This is a genomic window from Lysinibacillus sp. NPDC093688 (genome assembly GCF_050280145.1).
Classification (GTDB): domain Bacteria; phylum Bacillota; class Bacilli; order Bacillales_A; family Planococcaceae; genus Lysinibacillus; species Lysinibacillus xylanilyticus_B.
In genome coordinates this window covers 225,051-244,170 of sequence record NZ_JBNNUX010000002.1, presented here as the reverse complement: position 1 = coordinate 244,170, position 19,120 = coordinate 225,051, and the positions used below count along the sequence as shown (strand labels likewise).

The 19,120-nt window shown below is 38.2% G+C and carries 17 protein-coding genes and 2 pseudogenes; 10 read left to right on the top strand and 9 right to left on the bottom strand.

The window, feature by feature from the left end:
• Positions 1-132: 132 nt before the first annotated feature.
• Complete coding sequence (locus ACQKN2_RS03365; RefSeq protein ID WP_427413690.1) at positions 133-1,338, bottom strand: MFS transporter; 1,206 nt, start codon at positions 1,336-1,338, stop codon at positions 133-135.
• Positions 1,335-2,216, bottom strand: coding sequence for an NAD(P)-dependent oxidoreductase (locus ACQKN2_RS03360; protein WP_427413689.1), 882 nt, complete (start codon positions 2,214-2,216; stop codon positions 1,335-1,337). The genes ACQKN2_RS03365 and ACQKN2_RS03360 overlap by 4 nt, the downstream gene beginning before the upstream one ends.
• 285 nt (positions 2,217-2,501) lie before the next feature.
• On the opposite strand from ACQKN2_RS03360, the gene ACQKN2_RS03355 reads away from it, so the two are divergent.
• A complete protein-coding gene (locus ACQKN2_RS03355; protein WP_427413688.1) occupies positions 2,502-2,948 on the top strand; it encodes an Lrp/AsnC family transcriptional regulator in 447 nt (148 codons plus the stop codon).
• 137 nt (positions 2,949-3,085) lie between these two features.
• Here ACQKN2_RS03355 and ACQKN2_RS03350 read toward each other — a convergent pair.
• Positions 3,086-3,274 (bottom strand): annotated as a pseudogene (locus ACQKN2_RS03350) (IS6 family transposase); the annotation flags it as partial.
• Between the two features lie 379 nt (positions 3,275-3,653).
• Here ACQKN2_RS03350 and ACQKN2_RS03345 point away from each other — a divergent pair.
• The 3 genes and pseudogenes from ACQKN2_RS03345 to ACQKN2_RS03335 all read left to right on the top strand — a co-directional run.
• The gene (locus ACQKN2_RS03345; protein WP_427413687.1) at positions 3,654-4,724 is read left to right on the top strand and encodes an SDR family oxidoreductase; all 1,071 of its coding nucleotides are present in this window, start codon (positions 3,654-3,656) and stop codon (positions 4,722-4,724) included.
• A gap of 129 nt (positions 4,725-4,853) precedes the next feature.
• Complete coding sequence (locus ACQKN2_RS03340; protein ID WP_427413686.1) at positions 4,854-5,084, top strand: hypothetical protein; 231 nt, start codon at positions 4,854-4,856, stop codon at positions 5,082-5,084.
• A 61-nt stretch (positions 5,085-5,145) separates the two neighbouring features.
• Positions 5,146-5,454 (top strand): annotated as a pseudogene (locus ACQKN2_RS03335) (IS3 family transposase); the annotation flags it as partial.
• A 238-nt stretch (positions 5,455-5,692) separates the two neighbouring features.
• On the opposite strand, the gene ACQKN2_RS03330 reads toward ACQKN2_RS03335, so the two are convergent.
• The 5 genes from ACQKN2_RS03330 to ACQKN2_RS03310 form a co-directional block, all read right to left on the bottom strand.
• Complete coding sequence (locus ACQKN2_RS03330) at positions 5,693-6,448, bottom strand: SDR family NAD(P)-dependent oxidoreductase (RefSeq protein ID WP_427413685.1); 756 nt, start codon at positions 6,446-6,448, stop codon at positions 5,693-5,695.
• Between the two features lie 60 nt (positions 6,449-6,508).
• Complete coding sequence (locus tag ACQKN2_RS03325; RefSeq protein WP_427413684.1) at positions 6,509-7,294, bottom strand: MerR family transcriptional regulator; 786 nt, start codon at positions 7,292-7,294, stop codon at positions 6,509-6,511.
• 321 nt (positions 7,295-7,615) lie between these two features.
• Positions 7,616-7,996 (bottom strand): winged helix-turn-helix transcriptional regulator, encoded by a 381-nt coding sequence (locus tag ACQKN2_RS03320; protein ID WP_427413683.1) that lies wholly within the window; start codon positions 7,994-7,996, stop codon positions 7,616-7,618.
• A gap of 546 nt (positions 7,997-8,542) precedes the next feature.
• Positions 8,543-8,995: a TlpA family protein disulfide reductase gene (locus ACQKN2_RS03315; protein ID WP_053483465.1), complete on the bottom strand. Its 453-nt coding sequence runs from the start codon at positions 8,993-8,995 to the stop codon at positions 8,543-8,545.
• A gap of 504 nt (positions 8,996-9,499) precedes the next feature.
• Entirely contained in the window at positions 9,500-10,042 is a 543-nt protein-coding gene (locus tag ACQKN2_RS03310; protein WP_323645374.1) for a peroxiredoxin, read from the bottom strand.
• Positions 10,043-10,448: 406 nt separating this feature from the next.
• On the opposite strand from ACQKN2_RS03310, the gene ACQKN2_RS03305 reads away from it, so the two are divergent.
• The 6 genes from ACQKN2_RS03305 (at position 10,449) to ACQKN2_RS03280 (ending at position 16,687) form a co-directional block, all read left to right on the top strand.
• The gene (locus ACQKN2_RS03305) at positions 10,449-10,991 is read left to right on the top strand and encodes an XRE family transcriptional regulator (RefSeq protein ID WP_323645375.1); all 543 of its coding nucleotides are present in this window, start codon (positions 10,449-10,451) and stop codon (positions 10,989-10,991) included.
• Between the two features lie 17 nt (positions 10,992-11,008).
• Positions 11,009-12,115 (top strand): ABC transporter ATP-binding protein, encoded by a 1,107-nt coding sequence (locus tag ACQKN2_RS03300; RefSeq protein WP_427413682.1) that lies wholly within the window; start codon positions 11,009-11,011, stop codon positions 12,113-12,115.
• Complete coding sequence (locus tag ACQKN2_RS03295) at positions 12,105-12,917, top strand: ABC transporter permease (protein ID WP_427413681.1); 813 nt, start codon at positions 12,105-12,107, stop codon at positions 12,915-12,917. The genes ACQKN2_RS03300 and ACQKN2_RS03295 overlap by 11 nt, the downstream gene beginning before the upstream one ends.
• Positions 12,914-13,711: an ABC transporter permease gene (locus ACQKN2_RS03290; protein WP_323645378.1), complete on the top strand. Its 798-nt coding sequence runs from the start codon at positions 12,914-12,916 to the stop codon at positions 13,709-13,711. Before ACQKN2_RS03295 ends, ACQKN2_RS03290 begins: the two co-directional genes overlap by 4 nt.
• The gene (locus ACQKN2_RS03285; protein WP_427413680.1) at positions 13,708-14,781 is read left to right on the top strand and encodes an ABC transporter substrate-binding protein; all 1,074 of its coding nucleotides are present in this window, start codon (positions 13,708-13,710) and stop codon (positions 14,779-14,781) included. The genes ACQKN2_RS03290 and ACQKN2_RS03285 overlap by 4 nt, the downstream gene beginning before the upstream one ends.
• A gap of 709 nt (positions 14,782-15,490) precedes the next feature.
• Positions 15,491-16,687, top strand: coding sequence for an MFS transporter (locus ACQKN2_RS03280; RefSeq protein WP_427413679.1), 1,197 nt, complete (start codon positions 15,491-15,493; stop codon positions 16,685-16,687).
• Between the two features lie 382 nt (positions 16,688-17,069).
• Here the strand turns inward: ACQKN2_RS03280 and ACQKN2_RS03275 are convergent, their stop codons facing one another.
• A complete protein-coding gene (locus ACQKN2_RS03275) occupies positions 17,070-18,878 on the bottom strand; it encodes a glycerophosphoryl diester phosphodiesterase membrane domain-containing protein (RefSeq protein WP_427413678.1) in 1,809 nt (602 codons plus the stop codon).
• Positions 18,879-19,120: the final 242 nt, after the last annotated feature.

Below are 19,120 nucleotides of genomic sequence, written 5' to 3'. Positions count from 1 at the left end.
ATAAATAAGTACCGAAACACGTCAAAATAGACGATGTATTCGGTACTTCCGTTTGCATCATTGAAAGGTAATAAACTTATGGATGTGTATTTGACATAAATAAATGGAATCGCAAGAAAAGTGTAAGGATTATTAATTACCCTCGATTTGATTTTGATTAGGCTTAAATGCATGTGTTTTCCCTCCATACACTATCAAGAAACCGATGAGACTTAATAATACGAGTATCCATGGGAAAGAACCCGCGCCTAATTGATTCAGCATCATTCCGCCAACAAATCCACCTCCAGCTACTGCAAGGTTGAAAATGGTGACAAAAATAGACTGAGCCACATCTGCTCCTTCCCCAGCAGCATCTGCTATAGCCATTTGTAATAATGTTGGTGCCCCGCCAAATGTCAAACCCCAAGCGGCTATTCCAATAAAAATGAGTAATGGTAAACCATTTGTAATTCCTAGCACAAGTGACGCAATAGCGAAACCAACAAGACTGATTATTGACATCAGCCGTAAATAGTTATCAATAAATATACCCATCACCCAAATCCCTACTATCGATGAGATTCCGAACGTTAGTAAAGCGAGACCGACGTGATTAGCAAGTCCAACATACGTCATGTATGGGGCGATATAAGTATAGAGAATGTTATGAGCCAAGATCCAAACGAAGACGACACACAAGATTGGACGAACGCCAGGCAATCGGAAAATCTCATAAATAGGCTGTCGTTGTTGAGCAGATTGTCCTGAAAAATCTGGCACTTTTATATATATCCATATCATCAAGAAAAGTGTAAGCACACCAATAATGATAAAAATAGATTGCCATTCCAAAAACATTCCTAACCAAGTACCCATGGGTAGCCCTAATGACAAAGCGATTGGTTGCCCTGTCCCTGCAATTGCCAACGCACGCCCTTGTAAAGATGGTGCTACCATCCGGCGCGCATATCCGGCCACAAGTCCCCATAGCAAACCGGTGGACATTCCCGCAAGGAAGCGTAATCCTAAGATGAGGACATAGTGAGAAGAGATTGCCGTTGCTATATTTGCAAGAAATAGGATACTTAGTGCCAGTAACAACACTTTCTTTCGCCTCCATCCTCTTGTTAACGCAACAAGGGGAATGGCCGCTACAACCGAACCGATGGCAAAGAGTGTCACCAATTGCCCCGCTAGTGCCTCTGAAATATTGAGCCCTTTACTGATTTGTGGCAGTAATCCAGCTGGAATCGTCTCGGTCATAATTGCAAGAAAACTAGCAACCGATAAGGCGATTAAATTCCATATAGGAAGTTGAAGTGCATGGGATGTTTCTGATGATTTAAACCCGCTCACTGTTTTCTTCCTACTAACCCGGAAGCCGCCATATCTTTGTCCCCATGTCCCGCGTCAAGTGCACGTTGGAATCGTTGCAATCCGGCACGAGTAATATCTATAGGTATCTCCATTTGCTCTGCAGCTTCCACAACTAATTGTGCATCTTTCACTGCATTAGCAATGGAAAAACTGGTTGTATAGTCGTCCTTCATCATTGCTGCCGCCTTTTGTTGAAAATAAGCATTATCCATTGGTCCACCAGTAACGACATCGACAACAAGTGTTGGATCAACGCCTAGTTGCTTGGCTATTGTAAGGCTCTCTGCAACACCATGTGTTAACGCAAAAACCCAACTGTTTAATGCTAATTTTAAACGACTACTTGTTCCTGCTTGATTGGAAACCCATACTGTGCGTTTTCCTATCGCATCAAAAATGGGTTTAATCTGTTCCTTTTCTTCCGTTGGCCCAGAGGCGAGAATAACAAGCTGTCCTTGTTCTGCTGGCTGTTTCGTCCCCTGAACAGGTGCATCGTAAAAGATCAAATCATGTTGTTTGGCAAAGGAAGCTAATTCATCAATCGCTGTTATTCCAACGGTACTCATTTGAATCCATATCATCCCCTTAGACAAGCTTTGCTTTACCGATTGCATGACCTCTAATACGGCAGGTCCATCTTTGAGAAGACTGATAATCACATCAGTACCACTTACCGCCTCTTGTGGCGTATCAAACACGTGAATACCAGTAGATTGAAGCTTTTCTGCCTTAGAAAGCGTTCGGTTCCATGCTTGTACATGAAACGCATTTTTTTGTAAATTAGCAGCAACAGGGGCACCGATAATTCCTGTACCAAGTACGGTGATTGTTTTCACTTTTAACTTTACATTGTTCATACTATAAAGACCTCCAATGATAAACTGAATGCTTACGAAGTAAGACCTTCATTCAGCCTACTTAATTTATTTGTCACATACTCTATTACTTTATTTTTAGAATCCTCCTCTCTCTATTAAAGATGCTTTTATATGGAACTATGCAGCTCCTTTATAAAGTTCATTGTCATTTTATTAAATAAAAGGTACGATGTACATGCATAAAATAATGTATAACAACCTATAAACCTTATTTAAATATATATAATATTGTTTTTTGTTTTATTAATAAAAGGAGGTAGTAAAATGGATAAAATTGATGTAGATATCTTAGAGTTGTTGCAAAGAAATGGTCGAATTTCGATGGTCGAATTAGGCAAAGAGGTCCACATGACACAACCAGCAGTAAAAGAAAGGGTGAGAAAGCTAGAAGAGAAAGGAATCGTTACGGGATATCAGGCTTCTGTTTCCCCGCATAGGATTGGAAAATGTACCTCGGCGTTTATCCTTATCCAATCCTATGACTGTCATTCCTTTATAGATTTTTGCGAGCAATCACCAGAAGTAATCGATTTATACCGAATAAGTGGTCAGTTCAATTATTTACTTAAGGTGGTAACCGAATCGATGGAGACATTAGAGGAATTTAGTGATACCTGTAATAAACATGGAAATTTCACCACCCTAATGGTGCTATCAAACAAAATTGAAAACAAGGCATTGCTTCCTAAAACAGAAACCTTAGATCAATAGCATGTGAAATAGAATCACTTTATTATTTTTCAAAAAAGAACCTCTTTCTCAAGGAAAAGAGGTTCTTATGCTACCAATAATAATATTTTTCATCCCTATTCTTGGTCCAATGCACCATCAAATATAGAAAAAAAGCCTCCTTCTTTGCTTCGCTTTTGGCACAGATGGCAATTATTCATCCTAATTCTTTTCTCATTCAAATTCCAAGAAAATTGTACGTTTTTATTTTTCTTCTTCAAAATTTGGTAGATCCAGTTGCCATATTCATGAACCAAGCGCATGAAGGTTGTCGGATGAACCAAAACACCACATTCCTTCAGGATTTCATCAAAGAAGCCTGCTTGAAATCCTTGCTCGTGTATTTGTATAATATTTCCCTCTCCAAAGCCTCGTAATCACCCAGTATAAGGATGGTGTGTAATAACAATAAAATTGTTTCATTTCAAAGTGTAAACATGTATAACACCGTTCAGAAAATAGTTGTTTAATTACATACTCCCATACTTATTTTTCGCAAATCAGATATCAATATAGTCTTTTAAAAATCTTTTAAAATCCTGAGTATTCTTCCACATACTCGTCTTAAGAGCACTGTTAGATTACAAAAAAGTGCTTATGTCACTTCAAAGTGCGTACTTCTCAAGTGTGGTTCCTTGATGCAAAATAACAGTGAACAAAGCAGATTCTAGAAGGAGCTAAAACACTATGAATAATGAAACTCAATCAACACGCAAAGTCGCCTTAGTTGTAGGCGCAAATGGTGTCATCGGTCGCAACCTCATTGATCACCTAATTACTCTCCCTGATTGGGACGTGATAGGTGTATCCCGTCGAGGCGGAGAATCCGTTGACCGTGTCCGGTATGTAGCTGCGGATCTACTCAATACAGACGACACCTGGGAGAAGTTAGGCGATTTAACTGAGGTAACACACATCTTCTATGCCGCCTATCAGGACCGTCCAACTTGGGCCGAACTCGTTCCCCCTAATCTCACCATGCTAGTAAACACCGTAGAAGTGATCGAATCAGCCGCACCAGGCTTAAAACATGTAAGTTTGATGCAGGGTTACAAGGTATATGGCGCACACCTCGGTCCATTCAAGACTCCGGCTCGTGAGACAGACGCTAACCATATGCCGCCCGAGTTCAATGTTGATCAGCAAGATTTCTTAGAACAAAGGCAAAAAGGTAAGGCTTGGACTTGGTCGGCGCTCCGTCCTTCTGTAGTCTGCGGCTTCTCGCTTGGAAATCCAATGAACCTCGCTATGGTTATTGCAATCTACGCTTCAATTTCGAAGGAACTTGGACTGCCACTGCGGTTTCCGGGCAAGCCGGGTGCTTACGATAGCCTCTTAGAGATGACAGATGCTGGACTTCTCGCGAAGGCAACAGTATGGGCGGCAACTGAAGAGCGTTGTGCTAATCAGGCATTCAACATCACGAATGGCGATTTGTTCCGCTGGAATGAATTATGGCCGAAAATCGCTCACTACTTCGGCTTGGAAACGGCGCCTCCTTTGCAAATGTCCCTGGACGTTGTCATGGCGGACAAGGAGCATCTTTGGAACAAAATGGTTGAGAACCATGGGCTTACTCAGCATTCCTATAAAGACGTATCTTCCTGGGGATTCGGTGATTTCGTGTTCTCTTGGAATTACGATTTCTTCGCTGACGGAACTAAGGCCCGTCGCTTAGGTTTTCATGAATACGTCGATACCGAAGCGATGTTTATGAACATCTTCGACGACTTCCGCAAACGCAAAATCATTCCATAAACGAAAAGCCGGCATTTTTATATGAACTGCATCCCAATTGTTAGACACAGTCTAACAATTGAAGGTGCAGTTTTTCTATGGCTAAATTTTATTCTCAAGCGGTAAAAAAATATTTAAAGGGGACTGAAGGTGAAAAAAACAATCGCCAAATCTCAAGGTGTTGCTTCGAGTGTATTTACGAATGGTGTGAAAAGTTATGAGTCGCATGATGAAACCACTTTTGTAAAACGCTATACATCCTATTCTCCTCCATATAAACTAGATGTCTCTCATTATATGAATGAACACGAGACATCTATCAAGGAAACAGCGGCACTTTTCAATATTCCGCCTTACGAAACACTTCGGAATGGAAATTAGCTTATGAAACAGGAGGATTGTACGCCCTACAATAAAAGGGGTGTGCATCCATGAAATCGTTGAGGGGTCAGTAAAAGCATTACAAGCTGAAAATGAGCGTTTACGTATGGGGATGTGTACTTAAAAAAGTTGAATACCTTATTCAAAACAAGACAAAATCTGAGTAGTCTATGAGCTTAAGCATGACTTTCCCGTGAAGGTGCTACTTCAGCTCGTGGATATTCAGCGTAGTATGTACTATTATTGGGTAAGACATTTCGATCGTTATGGCTATCGTCGTATTTGTGATGAACTGACGAACCGCGGGCACAAAATAAATCATAAAAAAGTGTATCGTATCATGAAAGAATTAGGCTTAAAATGTCTCGTGTTGCATTAAAATCAGATGAATATTAATAACCAATAATAAATTAAGAATAAGAAAAGCCTATTTTGAAAAAGTTTGTTCAAAATAGGCTTTAATCATATTTTATTAATTTATATTTTTATAAAAAAGATTGATCAAATTAATTACCATGAATCCTCTATGAAAACCGACTAAATAATTATTTCATCTGTCCTTTAAAATTCATGATTCTAATCAGTCTCTAGTTAAAACATTTACCTAATTATAGATGACTTCCACCAGTTACATCCATATTATGCCCAGTAATAAAACTCGCTTTTTCACTCGCTAGAAATGAAACAACATTTGCAATTTCTTCTGGTTGACCCTCTCTTTTTAAAGCACTCATATTCTTTGCATTTTCTTGACCTTCTTCTGTATGCAGCCAGTTAGCAGTTGAATCCGTATCAATGATTCCAGGCATTATGGAATTAACCGTAATTCCTTTTTCACCTAATTCCTTTGCTAGTGTAAACGTCATTGTATTAATTGCGCCTTTTGTCATACTGTATACCATCATATGTGGAAACGCGATACGTGTCACACCTGATGATAGATTTATTACCCTACCATTGGATTCGATAAGTCCGATTAAAGATTGTGTGATAAAATATGGTGCTTTAACATTTGCATTAAATAGACGATCGAACTCATTATAACCCACGTCTCCAAATCCATTTGATGTAGCATGTCCAGCATTGTGAACAATTGTATGCAATGATACATTATTATCTTGGATTATCATTTTTTTGATTTTTATGATAAACTCTTCAATCCCTTCACTGGAATTGAAATCACCTTGAATTAAATGTGCTTGTCTGCCAATTGATTCAATTTCTTCTTTAACCTGATTAGCTTTTTCAATATTTTGATTATAATGTAATAGTAAATTGAATCCATCATTTGCAAGTTGGATTGCGATTGCTTTTCCTATCCCTCTAGAAGCTCCTGTTACTAATGCGTAATTATTTTTTTTCATGTAATATAACCTCCCTTTAAAGAGAGTGTAAGGGTTAACCTAAGGGGGAAGGTCAATTAATTAATACTTAGACGGAAAAATAAATTCCGAAAGGCGCTTGGAGGAATATAGATACTCATCTGGGTTTAATATACGTTCATAAATATATGGTTCGGATAATTCTATTTCGTTATTTTTCAGGATCTCATTTATTTTTAATACCGATTCTTCTTGATAAGGATCAATTTCATAAAAAAACTTTTGCGTTTGAAAGCCAAAATAACTTGTGATTCCCAATTGATTCAATTTTTGATTTTCCAATTGTAAAGCGACACGAATAGGGTGAATTTTATTATCTATCAGCTTATATTTGATTATTTTTTCAATCTTTTTAACATTAAATTCGCTAACTAATTCCTCGACGTTATTCAGCGCTACACATATATTTTCATTTGGCAATAATTCATATTCATATACGAGCAATGCTTCTAAATACTCTTTTTGGACTTCATTATTTAACATCATAATTGCAGGACTCAGGGCTTTCAAATTATTTATTGTTTGATTTGCATCTTTTATCTTGTTCATTTCCAATTGAAGCTTTTCTTCTATTAAATTATTTATTTCATCATCTGATAATTTTCTATGGATGATTTTACTGATTTCATTTAAGCTAAACCCTGCTTGTTTTAACAAATTTATTCGTTTAGCAGTTAGTAACTGGTTCTTATCATAATATCGATAATCATTATTTGGATCAACAAACGCTGGATTCAAAATATTATGTTCATCATACAGATACAAAGTTTTTCGTGATAAGCCAGTCAATTTGCTAAAATTCTTTATTAGAAGCAAATTATTATTCACTAATAAATCACCTACTTTCAATTTTATTTTGATTTATAATATACATTATAGGATTTAAGTTCAATTTATTAAAACGTGGATCTTCCACTTGAATAGACGTTCTGAAGAAATACAATACGAAAAATAAAACCCATTCATATACAAATGGGTTCAGTTCATCTTCTTTCAAGCCGATATCTCGTTCGTATGAAAAAAAATCGTTCTTATAAAGGGCAAGTTAGAAAAATCGCACCAATCTTTTACATAGTAACGTCCAAGTGAAAAATTGGTTACAGAGTTTAAAATTATTAGGCGAAAAATTCTACCTATCACCGATGACCCCTATATGTCATTTTCGTCTCCAAGCTCTGGATTGGCCAGAACGGTAGCTCTTCCCCCGTACTTTCTTTCTAGATGCGAATCCCCCCACCTACACATCATATGAAGAATCTCCTTTAAACTCCAACCGTAGTCGGTCAACTCATACTCGACTTTTGGTGGAACCTGATTGTAAGAAGTGCGTAAGATGACGCCTTCCTCTTGAAGCTCTCGAAGCTGCTGCGATAACATTTTTTGAGTAATTGCAGGTATCAACCTTTTCAATTCATTGTTACGTTTCTTGCCAAATGTCAGATGAAAGAGAATCACAGGTTTCCATTTCCCTCCAATTACCTCCAAAGTTGCCTCTACCGCCGTATTGTAAATCTTATGAGAATCCTTCATTACACACCACACCTTACTTTTTATGAATAATCCAGCACATGTCACTGTAAATATCCGATGAATTTGATCCATTAGTGTCCATCATTGATATTATAACTGCAACCCAAAAGCTAACCTCTAGTTCTCGCTCGAAATGAAAGATAAATAAGACAAATCCATTTTTTAAAAAAATTAAAGATTAATCAAAATGGATTTATCTCTAGCAAATTTAGGCTTTTTAATCTACTTCATTTAATTCAGCTTTGTTACATTTTTCATCATTAGTCATTTCTAGCTCTAAAATTAAATTAAGGGAACTACGTTTCTTTTGTATCCTCTACTTCTGTCTTCGAGGTTCAGGACTTGCACCCTATAGTTCATACACATGCCGAGCGCACATTAAGTATATCTTTGCCAACACGGCAAAGATATACTTAAAAACACTCAGGTCACCTCTTGATTGGGTTGCTCCCTTTTCCGTTCTGGTAACAACTTAGTGGTGACTAACCGTATATTTTTGCATAAAAAAGACGAGGAAAAAAAATCCCCGCCTTTTAATCTGCTATTTTATGCGTTACGCATTTCATCTAAAACACGATTTACACGTTTTTCCAGCATTTTCATACCGCTACCACCAGCTTGCATGTGACGAAGCTGACCATCTTTATCGAACACAAAATATGCAGGTACGTATTGATTTTCAAATGCATCTGTTAGCTTTAATTCGCTATCCACAAAGATTGGTTGAACAATGTCATGCTCTGCCGCTACCGATTTGATCGTTTCTAAGTTTGTATCTTCCTCAGAACGTGGCATATGCACGGCAATAACGTTTAACTCATCTTTGTATTGGTCACGGAAATTGTTGACATCCGGCATTGCCTCTTTACATAAATGACAACTAACCGACCAGAAATGGATTAACGTTGGTTTTTCGCCTACTAAATCCGCTTTTGTTACTTCTCCATTTAACCAAGTCGTTGCGCCTACAAGTTCAGGCATTTGTTCACGAAGTTTCATAAAACATTCTCCTTTTTCCTTTTTCTAGGATCATTATCAAAACGTGTGGTTGATTTCCGTTCCGGCTGGGCGCGTCGGGGCAACAAATGTTTTCTGTGCGAAAGCGCAGTGCAACGTAGCGGCAGCAACAGGATGTTGGTCACGAAGGCGTTATCACAGGACGTGATGCTTTTAGCCTTCGTTCCCCTCCCGCTTCGCTTCAGGGTCCCGGGCCAACAGATGTTTTCTGCGCGAAAGCGTAGTGCTAACGTAGCGGCAGCAGCACCGACGTTGGTCACGAAGGCGTTATCACAGGATGTGATGCTCTTAGCCTTCGTTCCCCTATCGCCGATCCCCAAGGAGTCGCCTAGCCTCCACTACAATCAACTTATTTACAAAGTAGACGTTTTAACAAAAGTCATCCCCAATTTTTGGTGATGAACCTTTTTCTCTATCAAGTTTAAAAAAATCCCCACAAACTTACTGTGGGGACTCTTTATTTGTTGAATGATCTAAAACTCTAAATTATAGAGTTGCTTGACCTGGGCGCCAGTTTGCTGGGCAAAGACCACCAGTTTGTAATGCTTGAAGTACACGTAAAGTTTCGTCTACATCACGACCGATGTTGTTATCGAATACTGTTTGGTATTTTAATTCGCCTTCTGGGTTGATGATGAATAAGCCGCGTAGTGCGATACCTTCTTCTTCAATTAATACACCATATTCTTTTGAAATTTGGTGATTTGTATCTGCTGCTAATGGGTATTTTAACTCACCAAGACCATTTTTAGTGCGGTCAGTGTTAATCCAAGCTAAGTGAGTGTGGATTGTATCAGTAGAAACACCGATTACTTCTGCATCTAAGTCTTCGAACTCATCGTAACGATCGCTCATTGCAGTGATTTCTGTTGGACATACGAAAGTGAAGTCCATTGGATAGAAGAAAAGTACTGTCCATTTGTCTTGTGCTTTGATGTCTTCTAATGATACTTTGCCAAATGATTTGTCTGCAAGTACCGCTTCCATTGTAAAGTCAGGTGCTTGTCTACCTACCATGCGTTCTGCCATTATTAATCCCTCCGATTATATATGTAGTGTATATATTCCATTCGCACCAGCGAACTCGTCTTCTACGATAGCAGAGTAATCGTAGTTTTTCAAACAAGTAAACTTCACAAAAGTGCACACTTTTAATTATCTGACAAATTTTCGTCAAATCCCCAAATGGAATAGCTGCTACAGCCTATTTATTAGCTATTTTTAACAACTTTATTCTAGTTTAAACAAAAATTTTCTATGCGATATTTATGTATAATTTCTAAAAATTTCATCTACTTTTTTTTCATTAAAAACGATTGCAAATTCTTTATTATTATGTATAATTGTAATGGTTTTAGTAAACTAAAAGTTTCGTTAAAGTAAACTTCATATTTCAAAAGTTTATGATTGCTAAACTTCTTCTAGGAGGGAAAAGATGCAAATAGGAGCAAAAATCAAAGCGCTTCGTTTAAAAAAAGGTCTTACCCAAGAGGAACTTGGAGAACGTACAGATTTAAGTAAAGGGTATATCTCTCAATTAGAACGTGATCTAAATTCACCTTCCATTGAAACATTATTTTCACTATTAGAAGTTTTAGGGTCAACACCTAAAGAATTTTTCGATGATGGAGCACCTGAACAAAAGGTTGTATATACAGAGGAAGATCAATCCACTTATACAGATGAAGAAAAAAAATATGAAATTCAGTGGCTGATTCCTACATCAAATGAAAAAGAAATGGAACCCATTTTCTTAACACTTGCTGCTGATGGTGAATTTAAGCAGTTTGAACCCTCCCTCTCAGAGACATTTATTTATGTTGTCGAAGGGCGTATTCGTCTCGTTTTAGGAGATGAACAGTACATAGCGAGTGAAGGCAATGCTCTCTATTTTGACGCGACAGATCATCATCAAATTTTTAATGCACATGCTGATGAAACAAAAATTTTACTTGTCGCAACGGATTCATATTTATAGCTTAAGGAGGCGCATCTATGACAACGAATTCGATTATCCGCTTTGAAAATGTTTCAAAGTCCTATAATGACGGCACGGTCGTCTTAAAAAACATTAACCTGGAGCTAGAAAAGGGAAAATTCTATACACTACTAGGTCCGTCTGGTTGTGGTAAAACAACTATTTTACGTATGATTGCTGGGTTCACAGAACCGACAACAGGAAATATCTATTTTCATGATAAAAAAATCAACTCAGTGCCAGCAAATGACCGCCAAGTAAATACTGTTTTTCAGGACTATGCATTGTTTCCTCATTTAAACGTCTTTGAAAACGTCGCATTTGGGCTTCGTATAAAAAAGCTTCCTGAAAGTGAAATTAAAAACCGAGTTGCTGAAGCGTTAAAATTCGTTAACTTAGCAGGCTATGGCAATCGTGAAATTTCTGAAATGTCTGGTGGTCAACGTCAGCGTGTAGCCATTGCTCGTGCAATTGTGAACGATCCTGAAGTAATTTTACTTGATGAGCCTCTTTCTGCTTTAGATTTAAAGCTACGTACAGAAATGCAATATGAGTTACGGGAGTTACAACAACGACTTGGGAAAACATTTGTATTTGTCACACACGATCAAGAAGAAGCACTTGCCATGAGTGATGAAATCTTTGTCTTAAGTGAAGGTGAAATTCAACAATCTGGTACACCAGTAGATATTTATGATGAGCCAATTAACCGCTTCGTTGCTGATTTTATTGGTGAATCAAATATTGTTCCTGGCGTGATGATTGAAGATTTCAAAGTGGAATTTGCTGGTAAAGTTTTCGAATGTGTTGACCAAGGTATGAAGCAAAACGAAAAAATTGATATTGTCATTCGCCCAGAGGATTTAGAAATGACAACAATCGATAAAGGAAAACTTGTCGTTAAAGTTGATACTCAATTGTTCCGCGGGGTGCACTATGAATTATCTACGTACGACAAAGATGGCAATGAGTGGCTCGTGCATTCATTGAAAAAAGCTGAGGTAGGGACAGAAATTGGTTTAGACTTTGATTCGGAAGCAATTCATGTAATGCGCTTAAATGAAACAGAAGAAGAATTCGACAAACGTTTAGAGGCGTACGGGGACGACGAAGATGCAAACTAAGACTTCGAAATCAGCCTTATTTCCTTATGTTTTATGGATTGCATTTTTCGTTATCGCGCCGATTGCACTTGTTGTTTACTATTCCCTACTAGATATACATGGCAATTTCACGCTCGATAACTATAAAGCATTCTTTACTTCTGTCTATTTAAAAATGACATTAAGTTCATTCTGGTATGCGTTTTTAATTACGTTCTTTACGTTACTTGTTTCGTATCCAACAGCCTATTTTTTAACAAAGACGAAACATAAACAGCTTTGGCTTTTACTAATTATTATTCCTTCTTGGATTAATCTATTGTTAAAAACATATGCTTTTATCGGGATTTTTGGCTTGTACGGCCCATTGAATGCATTTATCGAAGTACTTGGTTTTGATCCGAAGCAAATGCTATTCACTGATATTAGCTTTGTGTTCGTATCCGTTTATATTTTTATTCCATTCATGATTTTACCGATTTTCAACTCATTGGATCGTTTAAATCCGGCTCTTGTTTATGCAGCACGTGATTTAGGGGCATCTGCCTTTACTACATTCCGCCGTGTTATATTGCCGTTAACAATGGACGGTGTTAAATCAGGTATTCAAGTTGTATTTATTCCTGCATTATCACTCTTCATGATTACTCGTTTAATTGCAGGAAACCGTGTTATTACACTGGGTACAGCTATTGAACAACAATTCCTTGTCACTCAAAACTGGGGAATGGGTTCAACAATTGCTGTTTTCTTAATTTTATTTATGGTCATCGTTATGTTAATTACAGGACAGAAAAAAGATAAAGGAGGTCGCGTACGATGAGAAAACTATCTGCTACAGCAAGAGTGTATTTAGCGATTGTTTTTATCGTCTTGTATGCACCTATCTTCTATTTAATCTTCTATTCGTTCAATAGTGGTGGCACGATGAATAGTTTTGAGTCCTTTACGTTAGAACATTATAAAGCCGTGTTTGAGGATTCACGTCTACTTGTCATTCTAATTAATACAGTGATCGTGGCATTACTCTCTGCATTGATTTCTACAATCATCGGGACACTAGGAGCTATTGGCATTGTTACTGTAAAAGATTCAAAAATGCGTAATACTCTACTTTCTTTAAACAATGTGTTAATTGTGAGCCCGGATGTCATTATTGGTGCAAGCTTTTTAATTTTATTCACAATGATTGGTATTAAATTAGGCTTTGCTTCTGTGTTATTAGCCCATGTAGCGTTCAGTGTTCCAATTGTTGTACTGATGGTCTTACCGAAGCTATTAGAAATGAATAAATCATTAATCGATGCTGCATTAGATTTAGGAGCAACGAAAAAAGATGTCATGATGCGTGTTATTTTACCGTATATTCAACCTGGTATTTTTGCAGGGTTCTTCCTTGCCTTAACGTATTCTCTAGATGATTTTGCGGTAACATTTTTCGTAACAGGTAACGGCTTCAGTACATTATCTGTTGAAATTTACTCGATGGCACGTGCCGGTATTTCCTTAACGGTTAATGCTATTTCTGGTTTAGTATTCTTTGTAACGGTTATTGTCGTAGTTGGCTATTACTTCATTACAAGCCGCGCTAATAAAAGAACGGGGGGAACTCAATGAAGCAATTAATTCAGGCTACAATCGCAATCCTTGTCGTTTCCGCCCTTTTATTCTATGCTGCTGACGTCCTAAGTGTCGGCGGTGGGAAAAGTGGTAAAGATACGTTAACAATCTTTAACTGGGGAGAATATATTGACCCGGATTTGCTGAAGCAATTTGAAAAAGAAACAGGCATTCACGTCATCTATGAGACATTTGATTCAAATGAAGCAATGATGACAAAAATTCAACAAGGTGGTACAGCTTACGATATTGCAGTACCTTCTGAATATATGATTGAAAAAATGAAGGAAGAAAACTTACTTATTCCTTTAGATAAAACAAAAATTCCTAATTTAAAAAATATCGATCCGTATTTTTTAGACTTACCATTTGATGACGACAATAAATATTCTGTTCCATATTTCTGGGGGACAGTCGGCATTGTCTATAATCCAAAGCTCGTTGGAAACCTTGACTTCTCATCTTGGGAGGACTTATGGGATCCTTCATTAAAGCGTAAAGTCTTTTTAGTAGATGGTGCACGTGAAGTGATTGGTATGGGCTTAAACAGCCTTGGCTACTCTCTCAACTCTTTAAATAAACAGGAGCTACGTCAAGCTACTGATAAACTAATCACATTGGCGCCAAATGTAAAAGCTATTATCGGGGATGAAATTACACCGCTGATGGTTAATAATGAAGCTAGCGTGGCACTCACTTGGTCTGGTCAAGCAGCTGACATGTTGTCAGAAAATGAAGATTTAGACTTTGCTGTACCAAAGGAAGGCTCAAACTTATGGTTTGACAATATGGTCATCCCAAAAACGTCAAAAAATATAGATGGCGCACATGCCTTCATCAATTTCATGCTAAAAGCTAAATCAGGGGCTAAAAACGCTGATTATGTAGGCTACTCTACCCCTAATATTGCAGCGATGAAGTTAATGGATAAGGAAGTTGTATCTGATAAGCGATTCTATCCTTCAGAAGAACAACGTAAAACATTAGAAGTTTATAAAAACTTAGGCCCTGATTACTTAGGTAAATACAATGAGCTGTTTTTAGAATTTAAAATGAGTATTCGATAACCTCAAAACTGAAAGCCTTAAAAAGCGCAAGAAATCAATTTTAAAAAAGTTGATTTCTTGCGTTTTTTTGATGTTATATTTTTAAATTTTTCTATAAAGATATACTGTCAGGTGTCAATTCAGATGACCTTCTGGCAAAATGAGGGGTTGATTTCCGTTCCGACTGGGCGCTTTGTTGCTGCCGCTTCGCTTTCGCACAGAAAACATCCGCTACGCTGCAGGGTCTCTGGCCAACAGATGTTTTCTGCGCGAAAGCGTAGTGCTAACGTAGCGGCAGCAGAGGGTTTTGTTTGTGCGAAAGCGCAGCGACAGCAAAAGGTTTTGGACTGTGCGAAAGCGAAGCGGCAGCAACAACAGCACCGATGTTGGTCACGAAGGCGTTATCACAGGATGTGATGTTCTTAGCCTTCGTTCCTCTATTGCTAACCCCCAAGGAGTCGCCCAGTCGTAACGAAGATCAACCACTTCACAAGAATGTATCTTTCCGACATATCACTCTAATTTATAGTAATAAAGCGATGTGTCCTAACCTCTTTTTCATTTATCTATTGGTAGACTTCTATGGGGAAACTGGGTACAGTATTTGTTTTAATAATTAGAATCCCCATAACTTTACTAGTAAATCTCTTATTTCAGACTTATAGTCAATAGTAAACGCACAAACCTTGTGGTAGACTGTAATATATTTCAATATAGAAAGGGGTATTTGATGACCCAGCAGAAGTCTAATAAGGCGGCTTTGTTTATTTTAATGTTTAATATGTTTATCGCAATGGGGAGTATTGGAATTATTATTCCTGTCATGCCTGAGTATTTAAAACTATTTGGTGCTGCAGGACAAGTACTTGGCATGTTGATCGCAACGTTCGCCTTAGCACAATTCGTATTTTCTCCAATTGCTGGGAATCTTTCAGATCAATACGGTCGAAAAAATCTCATTATCTTCGGTCTTATTGTAACAGGACTTGCACAAATTGGTTTCGGGCTTTCTACAGATGTGTGGATGCTCTTCTTGGCACGCTTTTTAGGTGGCCTTGGTTCTGCATTTGTGGCACCTCCTATTATGGCTTTTGTGGCAGACGTCACAACGTATGAGGAACGAGGAAAAGGTATGGGTATGCTAGGGGCAGCAATGTCCTTTGGCTTTATGATTGGACCTGGTATCGGTGGATTCCTTTCAAAAGTTAGTTTGCATTTCCCATTTTATACAGCTGGATTTGCAGCTATCTTAGCAGCCATTTTATCGTTCTTTTTATTGCCTGGTACAAAACCAAACACAGCACAAAAAGCGCAGAGGCAGGATAATCTTGCAAAGCAAATGGTACGTTCAGTCCGAATGCCTTATTTTGTCATGCTAATTATCATGCTAGTATTCTCATTCGGAATTGCTAACTTCCAAACAACATTATCATTATTTGTTACAGATAAGTTTAATTACACACCTACTGAGATCGCCATTATATTAGTTGTCGGTGGCGCTTTTGGTGTTGTTGTTCAAATATTTGTTATTACACCACTGTTTAATCGCTTCGGCGAAATGAAAGTAGTGTTAGTCAATTTATTTATTGCATCCGTTTCAATTTTCTTAATACTATTTGTATCTGGCTTTGCTCTTATTCTAGTTGTAGCGACAATCTTCTCTACAGCTACGACATTGATTCGTCCAGCAGTCAACACACTGATTTCAAAGCTTGCTGAAAATGAACAAGGCTTTGCAGCTGGTATGAACAATGCGTATATGAGTCTTGGTAATATGATTGGTCCAGCTTTAGCAGGTATATTATTCGATTGGAATATGAACAGTCCTTATATTTTCGGGTCTATTATTTTAATGGCTTGCTTCTTCCTTGCACTTATTTGGACAATGAAAAAAGCACCTCACCTTATGCATCCTGATACAAAATAGTCTGAAAAGCGATTGATTAATTTTAGAGGTATGAACCCAACCATTAGATAACTTGTTGAACAATATATATGAGGAAATTATATTCGCTTTCCGTATGGAGAAAGGTTATTCATAAGAAGTTGCTAACATTATCAAATGTTGCTACCGAAACATTCTATCGTGGAGAGTGTGGGTATGATAGCCTTCCAACAAATACGTATGATAAAATCTTTCGGACATTGGGATTTATATACACGAGAAATAGCAAAAGCTAGCTGCAGGCTGACGGTCATGATGTGCAACTATAAATAACGCAAAACACCCGGTATTTAGCGCCTCTCGCTAAATACCGGGTGTTCATGCTTTATTCAAAAAGGAGCAGATGATCGTTTCATTTCTGATTCTATTCTTTATGCAGCTTTTGAACGGTCTCCTTTGCGTCAGTGGCAATGTCCGTTATGATGCCATCTACACCTAACGTATAGAGGTATTCAACGCTTTTCACATCATTCACGGTCCAAACATAAATCGGCTTATCGATCATTTTCGCTGAACTAATTAATCGAGGACGGGCAAAAGACTCTTCGACGACGAAGAAATCCGCGTCGAACTGATTGAGTGAAGCAAATGTAGCGAATATGACATACCCGACTGTTAAATCTGGTGCCGCCTTCTTCATTTTCTGCACGAGCTCATAATCTAAGCTCTGGAAAATGACCTGTTGTTCTGCCTTATGTCTACGAATCGTATCGACTAAGATAGGGACTAAGTCTTTCTCATATCCATGTGTTTTGAGCTCCACATTTAACTTGATTTTACCTTTCGTACGCTCCAACACCTCATCAAGAGATGGCACATTGTCTTGGAACTTACCTACACGCAGCGAAATTTGTTGAAGCTGGGCGAGGGTAAGATCAAAAACATTCACATTTTTGCCGGACAGTCGTTTCAAATTCTCATCATGAATGACCGCAAGCTTGCCATCTTTCGTCTGCAAAATATCGAGCTCGATATAATCAGCACCTGTCCGAATGGCGCCTTCGAAGGCACCCATTGTATTCTCTATGCCTGAAATGGTGTCGCCCCGATGAGCCATAATGATGAACTTTTCATTGGCTTCTCCCCAATCAGTCAACAGGGCGGTTGCTCCCCAGCCTATAACAATAAGAATGAGCATTCCGAATGCAGTCAGCGCTGCACGATAACGTCGCATGAGCGAACGCTGCATATCGCGTCCTTTCCAGACAGAAGCATCGACTCCATCGGTATCAATGTCCACGCGGTCATGACCTTGATATCGTACATAAAGCAGGGTGATAATGGTAATGAACATTGGAGTCATAATTAGTGTTGCGATATACAAACCAAAGCTAAGCGCGATGCCAATGGTAATCATTAATCTAGAATCGCCATCCCCAATAGGAAGGAGAAACACGATTAGGGCGATTAGGGTAATCAGGCAGATAAGTAGAATGAACAGCAACAGGAAGATTACTGCCCATTCAAACACAGCTCTAACTAATGACCACTTACTACGCCAGAATAATCGCTTGCTCTCGCGAACGGCGTTCCAGAATTGATATTTGCCTTCTAATACCATAATCGGCAGAGCATAGATACAGATTAAGTTCAATGCCAAAATGAGCAGTCCTACGATGACAAGAGCGATAGTTCCAAAGGTTGTCTTCATCAGCTCACCCGTAATAAAGTTCGGAACCGTCATATTAGGCAATAGTGTTCCACCGATGTTGGCATCGAGTAGCGGGAACAGGAGCAATAAATAGAGAGCAAGTCCGAAAACCCCGATGCGCCATAAACCTGGCAAGCTAGAGATTGCCTTGAACAATACGGGGCGGATTCGTGCGCGCTTCTCTTGAATCCCATAGTACGCAATATAGAAGAGAACCGTGAACTCTGTGTAAATGAGCATGATGGCAATTGGCATCATTACCAGTACACTAAGTAGACCATATTTGCTGAACAAGAAGCGCAGAAGGTCATGATTGGCGGCTGCCTCGAAGCCCCCAACAGCCAGTAATTTGTTAAAAATTATGGATAACAACGGGATAAATACACTTATCGTTAGCAATTTGTATATCAATTCAAATATAAGAAAAGGACGGTACGCATACTTCCACACCTTTAAAATATCCCTCGTCATCTGAAAAGGCATAAATCTTAAACGATTCGTATTGGTTTGTTTCGTATTCATGGTTTTGGTTTTCCTTTAGTTAGTATCATGGTACATATTCCATTATATACCTACATTTCATTCATTCCAACAAGACTGTGGAGTGTAATGAGTGAGTATATAGTAGTTCTAGCTCCATTCTTTCGGGTGTGCTAAAATGGTAGTAACTATGATTGATTTCCCTGTTAAAACTCCTTGTATATCAAGGAAAACAGGCTGTCTTTACTACATTATTATTAGATCAATTATGCCTCGGCATAATT

Excerpts from the sequence above, each read along its gene's own strand:
- ACQKN2_RS03360 (WP_427413689.1), bottom strand. The coding sequence starts at position 2,216 with ATGAACAATGTAAAGTTAAAAGTGAAAACAATCACCGTACTTGGTACA.
- ACQKN2_RS03355 (WP_427413688.1), top strand. The coding sequence starts at position 2,502 with ATGGATAAAATTGATGTAGATATCTTAGAGTTGTTGCAAAGAAATGGT.
- ACQKN2_RS03345 (WP_427413687.1), top strand. The coding sequence starts at position 3,654 with ATGAATAATGAAACTCAATCAACACGCAAAGTCGCCTTAGTTGTAGGC.
- ACQKN2_RS03330 (WP_427413685.1), bottom strand. The coding sequence starts at position 6,448 with ATGAAAAAAAATAATTACGCATTAGTAACAGGAGCTTCTAGAGGGATA.
- ACQKN2_RS03320 (WP_427413683.1), bottom strand. The coding sequence starts at position 7,996 with ATGAAGGATTCTCATAAGATTTACAATACGGCGGTAGAGGCAACTTTG.
- ACQKN2_RS03315 (WP_053483465.1), bottom strand. The coding sequence starts at position 8,995 with ATGAAACTTCGTGAACAAATGCCTGAACTTGTAGGCGCAACGACTTGG.
- ACQKN2_RS03310 (WP_323645374.1), bottom strand. The coding sequence starts at position 10,042 with ATGGCAGAACGCATGGTAGGTAGACAAGCACCTGACTTTACAATGGAA.
- ACQKN2_RS03305 (WP_323645375.1), top strand. The coding sequence starts at position 10,449 with ATGCAAATAGGAGCAAAAATCAAAGCGCTTCGTTTAAAAAAAGGTCTT.
- ACQKN2_RS03300 (WP_427413682.1), top strand. The coding sequence starts at position 11,009 with ATGACAACGAATTCGATTATCCGCTTTGAAAATGTTTCAAAGTCCTAT.
- ACQKN2_RS03295 (WP_427413681.1), top strand. The coding sequence starts at position 12,105 with ATGCAAACTAAGACTTCGAAATCAGCCTTATTTCCTTATGTTTTATGG.
- ACQKN2_RS03290 (WP_323645378.1), top strand. The coding sequence starts at position 12,914 with ATGAGAAAACTATCTGCTACAGCAAGAGTGTATTTAGCGATTGTTTTT.
- ACQKN2_RS03285 (WP_427413680.1), top strand. The coding sequence starts at position 13,708 with ATGAAGCAATTAATTCAGGCTACAATCGCAATCCTTGTCGTTTCCGCC.
- ACQKN2_RS03280 (WP_427413679.1), top strand. The coding sequence starts at position 15,491 with ATGACCCAGCAGAAGTCTAATAAGGCGGCTTTGTTTATTTTAATGTTT.
- ACQKN2_RS03275 (WP_427413678.1), bottom strand. The coding sequence starts at position 18,878 with ATGAATACGAAACAAACCAATACGAATCGTTTAAGATTTATGCCTTTT.